This is a genomic window from Streptomyces sp. NPDC030183, assembly GCF_055573455.1.
In genome coordinates this window covers 215,079-229,275 of record NZ_JBVIBK010000005.1, presented here as the reverse complement: position 1 = coordinate 229,275, position 14,197 = coordinate 215,079, and the positions used below count along the sequence as shown (strand labels likewise).

General features: G+C 71.8%; 10 protein-coding genes, 1 tRNA gene and 1 pseudogene. 2 read left to right on the top strand and 10 right to left on the bottom strand.

Annotated elements, in window-relative coordinates; genetic code table 11:
• The first annotated feature begins 92 nt into the window (after positions 1-92).
• On the top strand, positions 93-512 hold the full coding sequence (locus tag ACZ4Z2_RS08165) for a MarR family winged helix-turn-helix transcriptional regulator (protein WP_468073761.1): 420 nt from the start codon (positions 93-95) through the stop codon (positions 510-512).
• A gap of 31 nt (positions 513-543) precedes the next feature.
• Here the strand turns inward: ACZ4Z2_RS08165 and ACZ4Z2_RS08160 are convergent, their stop codons facing one another.
• On the bottom strand, positions 544-1,527 hold the full coding sequence (locus ACZ4Z2_RS08160) for an aldo/keto reductase (RefSeq protein ID WP_468073584.1): 984 nt from the start codon (positions 1,525-1,527) through the stop codon (positions 544-546).
• Between the two features lie 117 nt (positions 1,528-1,644).
• Positions 1,645-2,739: a hypothetical protein gene (locus ACZ4Z2_RS08155; protein WP_468073582.1), complete on the bottom strand. Its 1,095-nt coding sequence runs from the start codon at positions 2,737-2,739 to the stop codon at positions 1,645-1,647.
• Between the two features lie 647 nt (positions 2,740-3,386).
• Here ACZ4Z2_RS08155 and ACZ4Z2_RS08150 point away from each other — a divergent pair.
• Positions 3,387-3,632 (top strand): annotated as a pseudogene (locus tag ACZ4Z2_RS08150) (MDR family NADP-dependent oxidoreductase); the annotation flags it as partial.
• A gap of 111 nt (positions 3,633-3,743) precedes the next feature.
• Here the strand turns inward: ACZ4Z2_RS08150 and ACZ4Z2_RS08145 are convergent.
• The 8 genes from ACZ4Z2_RS08145 to ACZ4Z2_RS08110 form a co-directional block, all read right to left on the bottom strand.
• A tRNA-Pro gene (locus tag ACZ4Z2_RS08145) sits at positions 3,744-3,817 on the bottom strand.
• Positions 3,818-3,965: 148 nt separating this feature from the next.
• Positions 3,966-8,015 (bottom strand): FxSxx-COOH system tetratricopeptide repeat protein, encoded by a 4,050-nt coding sequence (gene fxsT, locus ACZ4Z2_RS08140; protein WP_468073580.1) that lies wholly within the window; start codon positions 8,013-8,015, stop codon positions 3,966-3,968.
• Entirely contained in the window at positions 8,012-9,349 is a 1,338-nt protein-coding gene (locus tag ACZ4Z2_RS08135) for a TIR-like protein FxsC (RefSeq protein ID WP_468073578.1), read from the bottom strand. Before ACZ4Z2_RS08135 ends, fxsT begins: the two co-directional genes overlap by 4 nt.
• Positions 9,350-9,679: 330 nt before the next feature.
• On the bottom strand, positions 9,680-10,924 hold the full coding sequence (locus ACZ4Z2_RS08130) for an FxsB family cyclophane-forming radical SAM/SPASM peptide maturase (protein WP_468073576.1): 1,245 nt from the start codon (positions 10,922-10,924) through the stop codon (positions 9,680-9,682).
• Positions 10,921-11,103, bottom strand: a complete 183-nt coding sequence (locus tag ACZ4Z2_RS08125) for an FxSxx-COOH cyclophane-containing RiPP peptide (protein WP_468073574.1) — start codon at positions 11,101-11,103, stop codon at positions 10,921-10,923. Before ACZ4Z2_RS08125 ends, ACZ4Z2_RS08130 begins: the two co-directional genes overlap by 4 nt.
• 140 nt (positions 11,104-11,243) lie before the next feature.
• Positions 11,244-12,155 carry a YceI family protein gene (locus ACZ4Z2_RS08120; RefSeq protein ID WP_468073572.1) on the bottom strand — a complete coding sequence of 304 codons (912 nt, stop codon included), beginning with the start codon at positions 12,153-12,155 and terminating at the stop codon, positions 11,244-11,246.
• Positions 12,156-12,195: 40 nt separating this feature from the next.
• Positions 12,196-13,260, bottom strand: a complete 1,065-nt coding sequence (locus ACZ4Z2_RS08115; protein WP_468073759.1) for a maleylacetate reductase — start codon at positions 13,258-13,260, stop codon at positions 12,196-12,198.
• On the bottom strand, positions 13,260-14,195 hold the full coding sequence (locus ACZ4Z2_RS08110) for a dioxygenase family protein (RefSeq protein WP_468073757.1): 936 nt from the start codon (positions 14,193-14,195) through the stop codon (positions 13,260-13,262). The genes ACZ4Z2_RS08115 and ACZ4Z2_RS08110 overlap by 1 nt, the downstream gene beginning before the upstream one ends.
• Positions 14,196-14,197 lie beyond the last annotated feature (2 nt).

Below are 14,197 nucleotides of genomic sequence, written 5' to 3'. Positions count from 1 at the left end.
GCATGGGACGGAGGAGCGACACCGTGAGCACAGTCGGCACAGTCGGCGAACTCGTGAGCACCGGCGGAGCGGAAACAGCGCAGGGCCGCACCCTGCTCCTGGACGACCAGCTCTGTTTCGCGCTGTACGCCGCCTCGCGCGCCGTCACTGCCCGCTACCGGCCGCTGCTGGAGGAACTGGGTCTCACCTACCCGCAGTACCTGGTCATGCTGGTCCTCTGGGAACAGGACTCGATCTCCGTACGCGACGTGGGTGCCGCACTCCAGCTGGAGTCCAGCACGCTCTCCCCGCTCCTGAAGCGCCTGGAGGCCGGCGGCCTGCTCCGCCGTGAGCGCCGCCCCGACGACGAGCGCTCCGTCGCCATCCGCCTCACCGAGGCCGGGGCACAGCTCAAGGACCGGGCCCGGACCGTGCCGGTGGACATCGGCGCCGCCATGGGCCTCACCCCCGAGCAGCACGCCCTCGCCAAACAACTGCTGCGCCTGCTCACCGCGAACGTCGGCCAGGACTGACCGGCGTACGGCCCGGAAGTCTCCCCCTCGGTCAGTGAGCCGTGTCCAGCCGCTCCCGCTGATCCGGGGTCAGCTCCAGGTCGACGGCGGCGAGGTTCTCCTCCAGCTGCGCCACCGAGGAGACCCCCGCGAGCGGCACGATCGGGAGCGGGCCCGTCATCTGCCAGGCCAGCACGACCTGGTTGACGGTCGCCCCGGTCTCCCGCGCCACGTCCCGCAGCACCTTCATACGGGCGGGCGTGCCCGGGTGGTCGTAGTCGGGCTGGAGCTTCTCGGGGCGTATGTAGCCGCCGGTGAGCAGCGGTGAGTAGGCCACCAGGGTGAGGCCGGGCTCGGCCTCCAGATAGCTCAGCAGTTCGGCGGTGGCCGCGCCGAGCGTGCCGTGCGGCCAGAGGGCGTTGGGGACGTCGGTCCGCGGCCGGAGATGGCTGTGGTGGTACTGGAGCACCTCGTAGCCCGGCAGTCCCGCCGCGGCGGCGAGGGCGCGGGCCCGCTCCACCCGCCAGACGGCGTGGTTGCTCACGCCGAGCAGCCCGACGGTGCCCTCGGCGACGAGTTCCGCGAACGCCTCGACGGTCTCCCGCAGCGGGACCGTACGGTCCTCGACGTGCGCGTAGAGCAGGTCGAGCCGCTCCACGCCGAGGCGTTCCCGGCTCCGCTCCGCGGACTCCCGGATCACCTTCGCCGACAGGCCCTCGGCGTTGTCGACGTAGCTGGTGCCGGGGGCGAGGGGGCGGGCGCCGAGCTTGGTGGCGACGACCACCTCGTCGCCGATCCCCCGGCTGCGGCGCCACCGTCCGAGCAGTTCCTCGCTCTGGCCGCCCTGACCGCCGTCGATCCAGAAGGCGTAGTTGTCGGACGTGTCGATGAAATTGCCGCCGGCTTCGACATAGCGGTCGAGCACGGCGAACGACGTCTTCTCGTCGGTCCGAGAACCGAACAGCATGGCGCCGAGCGACAGCACGCTCACCTCGCGACGGGTTCTCGGGTCACTGCCGACCGTGCGGTACTTCATACCGATACCTCCCGTCCGGCCCGTTCGTCGGGCCGTCGGAGGCAGTCTTCAGCTTGGAGCGCGCGCGAAGTCAAGCGAGCGCGTCGACCCACTCCGGGCGGCAGCCGGGGCGGCGGCCTAGTCGCCGTCTGAGCGGGTGAGGCGGTGAAGGGTCCGGGTGGTGGCCTGGGCCTCTCGCTCGGCCTCGGTCAGGGCGGCGGTGGCCGCCCGCCGTCTCTCCTCGGCCTGCCGCCGCTCCCGCTCGGCACCGTCGAGGTCCTCCGCGGCACGGCCGGCGTCCTCCTCGGCGCGTTCGAGGGCCTCCCTCGCCGTGCGCAGCCGCTGCTCGGCGGCCGACGCCCGGCGCCCCGCCTCGTCCCACCGGTCGCGGGCCCGCCGCAGCGACGTGTCGGCGTCCTCCGCTTCCGCGCGCCGGTCGTGGAGCCGCCGTTCGGCGGCCTCGGCCGCCTCGCGGGCCTCCGCGAGCCGCCGCTCCCGCTCCTGCTCCAGCCGCCGCTGCCGTTCACGACGCCGCTCGGCCAGCTCGTCCTTCCCGGCACGGCCCCGCGTCGACGCGGTCGGCGCCGTGGACGCCTCGGCGGGGGCCGGCCGCTCGCCCTTCGCGGAGGCGGGCCGCTTACCCTTCGCGGCAGCGGGCCGTTTCGCCTCGGCGGCGGGGGCCGGTACGGCGTCGGGGGAGAAGTTCGACGGCGGGGCAAGGGCGGTTTCCAGCCGACCTCCGGACCACCGCCGGGCGGCGTCCGCGTCGGCCAGGACGGCACGCAGCGTGGCCTCGACCTCCTGCAGCACCGAGCCGGACAGCCGCTGCCCGGCCTCGCGGGCGAGCCCCGCGGCCTCCCGGGACAGCGCGGCGACGACACGACGCCGCTGGTCGGACAGCTCCTTGAGCCCGTCGGGGTCCAGCGTGCGGTACGCCTCGCGCAGGGACTCCCCCAGCTCAAGGAACTGCCGGCTCTCCTCGGGCCGGGAGCGCAGCAGCAGATTGGCCGCCCACGCGGCCAGGGTGGGCCGGCGCGCGCCCCGGATGGCCCGCGCGTCGTCCCCGCGACCGGACGTCCTGGCGGCGGCCGCCCACACCTCCCGACGGGCGACGAAGTCGGACGGCGGGGTCACATACAGCTCGTCGAGCACCGTCTCGACGTCGGGTCCGTCCGACCGGCCGGGCCGGTCGGACCCGTCGGCCTCCGGGCGCCTCACCCGCTTGCCTGGCATGATCCTCAGCCTGCACCGGTCGGCGCGACCTCGCACATCGTCCAATGCCTATCGGATAATCCAACCCTTTCTGATTTTCCTCGGAGGCCCCTCGCTCCAAAGCGGTGGCCACTCTTCATATCGGCACGAATACTTTCGGTGATTCGCGATCACCGTCCTGCACCAGCACTGGGACCCGGGCCGGGTGAGCCAGCTCTTCCTCGTCGGCACCATCGCCTACTTCACCCTGCTCGAACAGCTGATCCCGTACGCACGGGAATGGGTACCGAGCTCTCGTGAATGGGGCTGCTACGGCGTCTACTTCGTCCTCACGACGACCGGCGGGGCCCTGGCCCAACTGCCGGTGGCGGCCGTCGTCCGCTGGGCCGCGCCACGGCACCCGGTGCTGCCGCTCTGGGCGGAAGCCCGCTCGACCACGTCCTCGCGGGACCCTCACAGCACCGGCTGCATCACAGCGTCGACCTGTCGGAGGCCGGTCACCAGGGCTCCGAACTCTCCGTCCGGGACCACGCGTTCGGTAGTTTCACCTGGCGACCCGGCCGGCGGCCCGTCGCGGTGGGGCTGCGGAACCCGGCGGACTTCCCCCCGGACCGGTGAGGTGGTCGCGAGCCACCTGAAGGTCTGGCGCCGGCCGGCTCTACCCGACGACCGGGCCCGGGCTGCTGCCGTACATCATGTTCCCGCGCACCACGATCCGCGGCATCTTCGCCCAGGAGTGGTTCCACGAGCCGCTGTTGACGCGGATGCACGAGGAGCTGGGCGGACTCGTCCGCGCCGGTGAGATCCGCTACGACCAGACCGTGCACCACGGCTTCGACACGATCCCGCACGCGTACCGCAGCCTGTATGTGAACCGGGAGGGAAACCGGGGGAAGGTGCTGGTCGAGGTCTGACGGGTGGTTCGCCGACTCGACGGCCGCGTCCAGGTCCCAGAGCGGCAGCGAGAATGATCGAGGGGCTGTTCGGGTTTCCCTGAACAGCCCCTGATCCGTGACTCCGTAGAGTCGGGACGACAGGATTTGAACCTGCGACCCCTTGACCCCCAGTCAAGTGCGCTACCAAGCTGCGCCACGTCCCGTCGCGCTCTCCACGATGCCGGGCCGACGGCCCGTGCTCCGTGTGAACACGCAGGTTAACCCTACCCTACGCACGGTCCCGCGCAGGAGGCCCTGCGGACGGTGCCGTCCGCAGGGCCTGTCGCTCGGGTTCCGTCCGGCGCGGTGGTGTCAGGTCACCGGGGGTTCGATGTCCGCGTCGATGGGCTGCCAGCGGGTGACCGCCCGGGTCAGGGGGTGGTCGCCGCCGAGCTCCGGACTGCCGGTGGCTCGGCGTTCCGCGTCGGCGTGGAGCCGGCCGGCCTCCTCGTGGAGTTCCTCGGCGTCGTCGGAGTCGTCACGGCGCAGCTCCACCGCGAGGTTCGAGGCGCCGGCGATGGCGAGGTAGTGGTCGGCGCCGAGCACCTCCTTGAGCCCTTCGTACGCCTCGCGGCCCACCGCGACGGCTCGTTCGTGGTCTCCGCCCTCGGAGAGGTCCGTCGCGTGGTTGAGCATGCAGGTGAGGGTGTAGGGGTGGCGCGGGCCGAGGAGACGGCGGAAGCGGTCGAACGTGCGGGTCGACAGCTCCCGTGCGGCGTCCCGCTCCCCCGTCAGCCGGAGCAGGACGGAGAGGTTGTTGGCGCAGGCCAGGGTGAACACATGGTCCGGCCCGAACTTGCGCTCGTAGCGGTCGAGCGTGTCCTTGGCCAGTTCGCGGCCCCGCACCGACTCACCGCGGTCGTAGAGGTCCGCGGAGAGATTGGTGGCGATGGCCAGGGTGTCGGGATGGTCGGGGCCCAGCTCTTTGAGGGCCTGTTCATAGGTGTCGTTCGTCAGTTTGTGGGCCGCCTCGTAGGAGCCCAGCCGGCGGTAGATGATCGCCGCGCCGAGTGAGGCGCGGAAGGTGACCAGGTGCTCGGGGCCGAGCGCCCGCCGGCTGCGCTTGAGCGTGTCCTCGATGAGTTTGCGCGCTTCCTGGAAGCGTCCGGCGGCCCGCAGGTCGCGGTTGAAGTTGTTGGCGGAGTTGAGCGTGGAACGCTCGTCGGGTCCGGAGATCTCCCTGCGCTGCTTGAGGATGTCCCGGTTGGTGTCGCGGGCCGCCTGCCGGTCGCCGGACAGGAACTCCGACACCGCGAGGTTGTTGGCCGCGGCCAGCGTGCGCGGGTGGCCGTCGCCGAAGACCCTGCGGGTGCGCCGCAGCGTGGCCCGGTCGCTCTCCATCGCGTCGGCGTACCTGCCGACACCGCGCAGGTCCGCGCCGAGGCTCATGGCCGCGCCGAGCGTGTAGGGGTGGTCCTCGCCGAGGATCCGGGTGGCCCGCTCGTGGACGTCGCGTGTCACGTCGTACGCCTCGGGCAGGCGGCCCTGGTCGCGCAGGGCGTTGCCCAGTTCGGTGCGCAGACGCAGGACGAGCGCGTCGTCCTCGCCGAAGCGGGGCTGCCAGCTGGTGAGGACCCGTTCGGCCGTCCGGTTGGCGGTGTCGGCGTCGCCGCTGCGCCACAGGTAGCGGACGGTGTCGCAGATCCACTGCCGTACGGGCAGGGCGTCGCTCTCCTGGGCGCGGGTCGGCCACAGGTGCGGCAGCAGGGCGCTGTAGCGGCGCCAGCTCTCGGACTCGTCCGGGCTCTTGGGGTTGGCCTGCCCGAGGACGGCGTGGGCCCGTTCCCGCATGGCGGTCTGGTCCTCCGGGCTGAGCTGGTCGCGCAGGACCCGCTGGATCAGGCGGTGCAGGGTCAGGGTGTCGGTCCGCTGGTCCACCTGGGCGAGGCCGTTGCGGACGATCTCCCCGTAGAGCCTGCTCATCATCAGCGGGTCGGAGAGGCTCGGGTCATGGCGTTCGAGCAGTTCGAGGGCGGGACGGCTGCTGAGCATGTCCCGGGGGATCGGGTCCGGCCCGAAGAACGCGCAGAGCTGGAGGAGGACGGCCGCGGCGGGCGTGCGGGACTTCAGCCGATCGAGTGACCAGCTGGCCGCTGCCGACGTCGGGTAATCGGGGGCTGACTGGTTGCGCAGGATGTCGGTCATCTGGGTACGGAGCATCTCCACATAGGTGGCCACGGGCATCGCCGACTCCTGCAAAGAGGCGGCGGCCAGGCTCACGGCCAGTGGGAAGTCCCCGAGTTCCTCGGCCACCCGAGCCGCCTCGGCGGGCTCCAGGGCCTGGTTGTAGCGGCGCAGCAGCGCGACGCTCTCCTCACGGGTGAAGAGGTCGACCTCGATGCGTGCCGCGCGTTCGGCCCATGCCGGGTTCCGCGAGGTGATGAGGATGTGGTGACCGGGTCCACTGACCGGAACCAGACCGTCCAGGTCGGCCGGTTTCTCGGCGTTGTCGTAGACGAGCAGCCAGCGCGCGTGGGGGGTGCCGCGGCGCAGCTTGTCCAGCACCTCGTTGCATATGGCCGTCAAATCCTTGCCACCGAGGGGCACACCGAGATGCCCGGCCAGCGTGTTCAGGTCCTGGCGGATCTGCGTCGGTTCCGCTGCGTTGATCCACCACACCAGATCGTAATCGGACTCGAAGCGGTACGCGTACTCGAGGGCGACCTGTGTCTTGCCCACGCCGCCGAGTCCGTAGAGGGCCTGGGGCAGTACGGCGGTCGTGCCGGCGAGCAGGCTGTCGCGCAGTCGTTCGATGAGTGTCCGGCGGCCCGTGAAGGCGACGTTCCGCTGGGGACGTCCTCCTATGACCTGGGGCGGGGTGCCGGGGAGCCGGGTGGCGGCGGCCAGGGCGACGGCGGTGGCGCGGGGTCCCGGTTCCGTGGGGCTGCCGCGGTCGACCATGGTCAGCAGCCGGGCCACCGCCTCCTCGGCGGAGACCCCGGCGAGGCTGACCGTCGAGGGGGGCGCGAACTCCGGCGGTGGCGGGGAGTCGTCGACCCGCAGGGGGACGACCATGCCGATCTGGCCGGCCGGGTCCCGGCGCCGGATCTGCTGCCAGATCTCGCGGGCCTGCGGCAGGGCGGTGTACTGCGGGGAGAGCAGTACGATCATGCGCCCCTCGCCGGCGAGGGTGCGGTCGAGTCCGGCCGGTGTCGCGGGGGCGGCCGGTGTCGCGGGGGCGGCCGCGGGGTCGTCCGTCTCGATGGGGGCGAGGGTCGCCTCGTAGCCGGCGGCGCGCAGCACGCTGACGGTCCAGTCCGCCCACAGCCGGTCGCTCGCCGCGTAGGTGACGTAAAAGTCCTTGCGGAGGGTCGGGGCCGTGCGTTCGTACTCGGCGCGCAGGGTCCGGCGGTACGGCTCGGGCATGTTGTTCAGCCGGGTCACCCGGTTGTCGGTCAGCCGGGCGGTGAGGCGTTCGAAAGCGGCGAGCAGGGTGCCGTCCTGGCGGCGCTCCCCCACCGTCGCGGGGATCTCCTCGTAGGCGTAGCTGGGCTTGTAGGGGATCTCGACGCTGCTCCAGTACTGGTCCTGTTCGTCGGCCGGTACCCAGTCGAGGAAGGGCGCGAAAAGGCTGCGGGCCTGGTGGCGGCCGGCCTCCAGGCGGTCGCGTCCGGCGTCCTCGACGCGCATGGGGACGGGGACGATACGGATGTCGCGCTGGGCGTGGGAGTTGCGGCGTACCGAACGCGCCACGTGTGCCGCGCCGTTGACGCCCTGCCGGCTGAGGGTGAAGCAGTCCACGACGATGTCGGGCATGACGACCGTGCAGATGCTCGCGGTGTCGCTGAGGCCGGTGCGGCTGTCGATGAGGACGTAGTCGTACCGTGCGGCCATGTCGTCGCGCAGCGCGGTGAGGAAGTCGGCGCCGCCCATGCGGTAGAAGGTGCCCCAGTCGAAGGTGCTGACGGTGACGGCGTAGGTGTCGGGGTCCTGGACGCCGGCGGGGAGCAGATCGAGTTTGCCGCCGGGGGGCAGCCGCAGTTCGGTGCCGACGGCGTAGCGGTCGACGCGGGCCAGTTCGCGGGCATCGGGGCCGTCGGGGAGGCCGCCGTTGCGCGGGGGTGGTCCGGCGGCGCCCGCGTTCTCCGCACCGGAGCCGACGCGTTGGGCCACGGAGCGGCGGGCGAAGTCGCTGACCATCTCTATGACGCCGGCGCTCTCGGTGAGTTCGGGGTCGGCCAGCAGGGGCTGGAGATAGGTGTGGAGTCCGGGTGCTTCGAGGTCCCAGTCCACGACGAGGACGCGCAGACCGTTGCTCGCGAGGATCCAGGCGGTGTTGACCAGCGCCATCGTGCGCCCCGTACCGCCCTTGAAGGAGTAGAAGGTGATGATGGTGCCACGGCCGCGGTCGTCATGGGTCATCTGTCCTGCTCCTGCTCTAAGGGAAAGGGATCGGAGGAGGGGCGGGCAGGCTTCGGGCGCACCGGGCCGTTCGGCTCTGGCCGGGCGACGGTCACGGTGCTCAGGACGGGCAGCGACGTGGAGGTGATCCGGGTCCTCTCCAGCGAGTCGAGCTGGATCGTCTCCAGGAAGGAGAAGAGGTGGTTCTGCACCTTGGCCACGACGGCGTGGAGTGCCCCGTCGAATTCGTCCGAGCCGATTCCGGACTGGAGCAGCGGCAGGGGATCCCCCGCTCCTTTCGCCCAGTTCAGCGGTAGGGCGCTGCGGACCGCCTCCCAGTAGGGTTTGCTCCGGGGTCCGTCACCCGCCTCGTCGGGACCGCAGGGAACGATGGCCGCGCTGCCCGGATGGTTGCTCCGGTCGTAGGCGCGGAGGGCTCTTCCGTACGGTTCGTCCGCGGCGGCCCGCGCCTCGACGAGGAGGACCGCGACCTGCCCCTGCCCACGGGCCTCGTCCAGCGTGGCGCCGAGGACGTCCGAGACGACGTCGGTGCGCACGGTGAAGCCCCGCTCCTCCAGGAGTTGGGTCGCTCTCCTGACCAGGGGTTCCGGGGACTCGGTGTGGTAGGGGTTCCAGTCGGTCGGGCTCTCCCCGTGGCACCCCGGGTCCGTCGACCTCTGGTGGTGGGCGGTCGCGGAGGTTCGGGCGGCGACGAGCAGCAGGGCGTGGCTGCCCGGTTCCGCGCGCTGGGCGGCGGACGGGAAGGGTCCGGCGGATTCGGGTGCGGTGAGGTCCAGGCCCTCGGCCACCGGTATGCGGAAGTGTTCGGCGGCCACGAGGATCTGCCGTGCGAGGAGGTTGACGATGCGGCGGTACTCCTCGCCGCCCGGGTCGGCCGCCAGGATGCGGCGCAGGCCCCGTTGCGCGTAGTTCTCGCCGAAGTCGAGGTTGTCGTACTGGATGTGCGCGGCGCCCGCCGGAATGCTCCGCACCGGCTCCCACAGGACGGGGATGAGGGCCTTGGCGTCCACTCCGGCCACTTCCCGGTGGCTGCGCTGCCGGTCCTCGAATGCCTTCCATTCGCGGCCGCAGAAGTCGCTGCGGAAGTAGTCCGGTGTGTACAGGGCCAGCATGGTGCGGCAGTGGCCCAGGGCGTCCCCCAGGGCCGCGTTCCAGTCCTGGCCGATTTGTATGGACTGGACGTCGAGAAAAGGAGGGTCGAAGGGCGCGGGCCTGCCCTTGCGTAATCGCCGCAGCTCTTGGCGCAATTCGGCGCACAGGTCGTCGTAAAAACGCTTGACGAGGACCCTCGGTCCGCGCCTGCGCGCATAGCTCAGGAAGAAGTACGGTTCCAACGAGCCCCCGACGTGCCGCGATCGCGGGGTCCCTACCGTGGGGTGGATGGATTCTCGTGCCTCGGGAGGTGACCGGCACCGGCGGAAGTGCGCGCGGTTCGGTTGCCTCCCACACCTCCTCACCCCCCAACCGGTACCCCTCAGCCATTGCCTTGGTTGAGTCGTGCCGAGACAGAGAAGGATACTCCGCTCCGGCCTGACGGGCCCCTTACTCGGCAGGACCCGATGCATGCATTCCCCTGATCTCCGCGTCCAACTCCCTTTCTCCGCGTGGTTGTTCCCAGAAGGCTGCACGGCACTCACGCGTGCGCCCTGATGCGCGCTCCGGGCTCAGGGGAGGGCTGACGGCTGTTCCGGCGGGGCCTCGGTGACCTGTGCCAGTTCCGTGTGGATACGAGAGCTGACGTGAGTGATGAATGCGGCGAGGTCGTGGCAGTAGACCGACGGGTTGACGAAGCCGGAGGACGGGTGGTGGCGGTGGGTGTAGAGGCCGCCTCCGCAGACCTGGACCAGGGCGCAGCCCCGGCAGACGGGGGCGAGGCCGAGGAGGCCGGCCTGTCTGCGGCGTACGGTCGGGGTCGTCAGCGCCTCGGAGAAGGAGTTCCTGAAGACGTCGAAGCCGGTCTCGGGGGCGCCCGGCGCGACGACCTTCAGCGAGTCGGAGTGCTCCATGGTCCCGTCGGTCTCGATGACCACGAGGTCGACCGGGGCGAGCCCGAACGCCTCGGTGTTCACGGCGCCGCCGAGCACCCCGGAGATGAGCTCCTCGAACATGCGCACCCGTGTCTCCTTGTGGAGGGCGTCGAACCACCGGTCGAACGCGGCGCCGAGCCAGCGCGCGTACGGGGTCGGCTCGTCCGGTGGCGACACGCCGGCCGGGGCGCGCTCGGGAGGGGTCCGGCGGTGCTCCAGGCCGGGTGGAGGGTGTCGCCAGGTGCCGTGCGGCAGCAGGAAGTCGACGCGGGGCGGGTCGAACTCCAGCAGTGCCTCGTAGGTCTCGACGGGGTCGTTGGCCAGGTCAAGCGTGCAGAGCAGCCCCACGAAGAGGTCGCGGTGGCGGGGGTCGTTCAGCAGGCGCAGTCCCTCGGCGACCCGGGCGTGACTGGGGCGGCCGTTGGCGAACCTGCGGTGCCGGTCGTGTGCCGCCGGGGCCCCGTCCAGGCTGACGGCGACGCCGACCCGGTGGCGGTGCAGCAGGGCGAGGAACTCCTCGTCGAGGAGGATGCCGTTCGACTGCATCGAGCAGCGGACCTCGACCTCGGGGGCGAGGCGTTCGGCGAGGACGGTGAGGAGTTCGCCGAGGCGGGCCTTGCCCACCAGGAGGGGTTCGCCGCCGTGGAGGATGACGCGGACCGCGGGGAGCCGGTGCTCACGGGCGTGCTCGGCGATCCGGTCGGCGGCCCGGCGGACGATGTCGAGGGACATCGCTCCGGGCCGTCGGCGCCAGCTCTGGTCGGCGGCGAAGTACACATAGCAGTAGTCACACGACAAGTTGCATGAACTGTGGATCTTCAGCAGGAACTGCCGGAAGGGAACCACGGGCGCGTCCCCCGAACCGGCCTTCGTCGTCGTCACAGCGCACTGTCGAAGACGACGTCGATCGTCCTCGTCGAGCCGTCTCGCTCCTGGAGGTGGCGCCGCACGGCATGACCCCACGCCGTGTTCTTCCGTGCCACCGCCGTCAGCCGACAGGCCGGCACGGTGGAGATGTCGACCAGTCGTGTGCTGTCGTGGCTGTTCTGAGGCGCGTCCATGCCTTGCTGCCTCCCTGAGAGCCGCTGGGTGCGGAGAAGGTGCCCCGCCCGGATACATTCCCTGTCCATGCTCTGTCAGTGCCGTTCGCACGTCCACAAGACAGTTGGCGCCAACCGGGTCATGGAGCGCCGACCGCTCCCTACTCCGGCGGGGTGGGCGTGTCGTGGGTGCGGTACATGGCCTGGACGTCGAGTTCGAGTTGGACCGTGGGGCCGACGACGGCTATGCCCCGGGCGAGCATGGTGCGCCAGTTGAGGGTGTACTCCTCGCGGTGCAGTTCGGCCTTGGCGAGGGCGGCGCAGCGGAGTTCCTCGCCGTAGCCGCCGTTGACGGTGCCCAGGTAGGTCGTGTCGAGGGCGACGGAACGGCTGACGCCGTGCATGGTGAGGGAGCCCTGGAGCGTCCACTTGCTGCCGCCCCGGTAGGCGAAGCGGTGGCTGGTGAAGTCGATGTGGGGGAAGCGCTCGACGTCGAGGAAGTCGGCGGAACGCAGGTGCGTGTCCCGCGTGTGGTTGCCGGTGTTGATGCTGGACGCGTCGATGCGGACGTGGACGCGGGACTCGGTGACGTCCTGGGCGACCTGCAGTCCGCCCTCGAAGCGTTCGAAGCGGCCGTGGACGTGGGCCATGCCGACGTGCTTGGCGATGAAGCGGATAGCGGTGTGCGGCGGGTCGAAGAGCCAGGTGCCGGGGGCGGGGAGTTCCAGTTGACGGGCCGAGCGCAGCCAGACGCGTTCCGGGGTCGGGCCGGCGTCCGGGACGATCTCGACGGACTCCCGGTGGGGTTCGAGCCCTTCGGCCACGATCAGCAGGCTGTACGCGCCGGGCGGCAGGACGGCCATGAAGTAGCCGTACGGGTCGGTGGTGCCGCGGGCCGCGACCCGGTGGCTGCGGAGTTCCGTCACCGTGACCTCGGCCGCACCCATGGGCTGGTTCACCGGGTCCAGGACCTCGCGGACGAGGGCGCCCGCGCCGGGCGGGACCGGAAGCGTCAGGCCCGCGGCCCCCCGGGTGGCTTGGGAGGAGCGCCGCCGGAGCAGTCCGAGGGGCATGCTGTTCACCTTTCAGTTCGCGGTGTTCGCTGGGGATGGATCAGGTGGGTGACGGCCGGCCGCCCGCGAACGCCGCTCTCAGTACGTCCAGCGCGCCCGCCGCGGTGACCTCGCGCGGGTTGGGGTACGCCTGCCCGGCCGCCTGGGCCGCCGCCACCGTCAACTCGGCTTTCTTCAGGCCGAGTTCCGCGAGGGAGCGGGGTGCGCCGAGGCGGCCGGCCAGCTCCCACAGGGCGGTGGGGGCGTCGTCGGTGTCCAGGGCCCGGCCGAGCGTCGCGAGGGCCTCGGGGGCGGCGGGGGCGTTGTGGGCCAGCGCGTACGGGAGGACGACCGTGTGGGTCTCGGCGTGCGGCAGGCCGAAGGTGCCGCCGAGGACGTGGCAGAGCTTGTGGTGCAGCCCCATGGTGGTCGCGCCGAGCGCGGCACCGCACAGCCAGGCGCCGTAGAGCGCGCGGCCCCGGGCGTCGAGGTCGTGCGGGTCGGCCGCCAGTTCGGGCAGCGCGCGCGTCATGGCCCGGGCGCCCTCCGCCGCCGTCAGCGACACCAGCGGGGTGGTGTCCGGTGCGTAGAGGGCCTCCGCCGCGTGGGCGACGGCGTTGACGCCGCTGGTCACGGTCAGCGGCACGGGGAGGGAGAGGGTCAGTTCGGGGTCGTAGACGACGCTGCGGGGCAGGACGGACGGGTCGCGTCCGGTGCGTTTCGCGCCGTGTTCGGTCAGGCCCCAGACGGGGGTCATCTCCGAGCCGGAGTACGTCGACGGCACCGCGATGAGCGGCAGGCCGGTGCGCAGCGCGATCGCCTTGCCCAGGCCGATCGCGGAGCCGCCGCCGACGGCCACGCACCCGTCGGCCCCGGCGGCGCGCACCACCTCGACGGCCCGTGCGGCGACCTCGACGGGCACATGCATACGGGCCTCGGTGTGCAGTCCGGCGCAGGTGTCGCCCAGTGAGCCGGCGACCGCCCCGGCCGTCTTGGCGCCCCGGGGGCCGGACACCACCAGCAGCCGACGCAGACCGAGGCGTTCGGCCTCCCCGGGCACGGCGGTGACCGCGGCGCCGGGGCGGAGGACGACCCGCACGGGCGGGGACTCGTGGACGAACTCCATCACGCCCCCTCCCGGTCGAGGGTGTCGAGCACCAGGTCGAAGCGGGCGTGCCGGAACGGGTTAGGGATCCCGAACTCCCGTGCCAGCGCGGGGTCGTCGGTCGCGGCGAAGTCCTTGACGAGGCTCTCCTTGACGGCGAACACCGCGTCCGAGTCGAGGTGGTCACTGCCGGCCACGAAGATGTGCGTGGTGACCGGCCGATGTCCTTCGGCCGAGCCGATGAAGTGGATGTGGGCCGGGCGGTAGGGGTGCCGGGCCGTCGCTGTCAGGAGCGCGCCGACCGGGCCGTCCGTCGGGATGGGGTACGGGCTCGGCACACAGGTGCGGAACCAGAAGCGGCCCTCGTGGTCGGTCGTGAACAGTCCGCGGCCGTTGCCGGGCGGCTGTACGTCCGGCTGCTGCACGTCGTAGAAGCCCTCGGCGTTCGCCTGCCAGACGTCGAGTGCCGCGCCGGGCAGCGGGGTGCCGTCGCGGGACAGCACCCGGCCGCTGATCACGCACGGTTCGCCGCCGCCGACGAGGTCGATGTCGGCGCCGAGCGCGCGGGCCGGGGACTCGGTCATGTGGAAGGGGCCGAGCACGGTCGACTCGGTCACGGCGGTGCCGGGACGGTCTCCCCCGCCGCTCTGCTCGCCGCCCTCGCCGTCGGCCCCGTGCGCGCCCCGCTCGCTGTTGATCGTCTCCACGAGCATCGAGACGCCGAGCACGTCCGACAGCAGGACGAACTCCTGCCGGGTGGCGGTGCACGTCTGTCCGGTCGCGGTGAGGAAGGCGATGGCGCGCTCCCACTCGGCCATGGTCGGCTCGGTCTCGCGGACGAAGGCGTGCAGATGGCGGGTGAGGGCGGCGAGCAGCTCGCGCAGGCGGGGGTCGGGGGTGCCCGCCAGGCTGTCGACGACCGCTTCGGTGATCCGGGTGGTGAACGCGCCGCTCACGT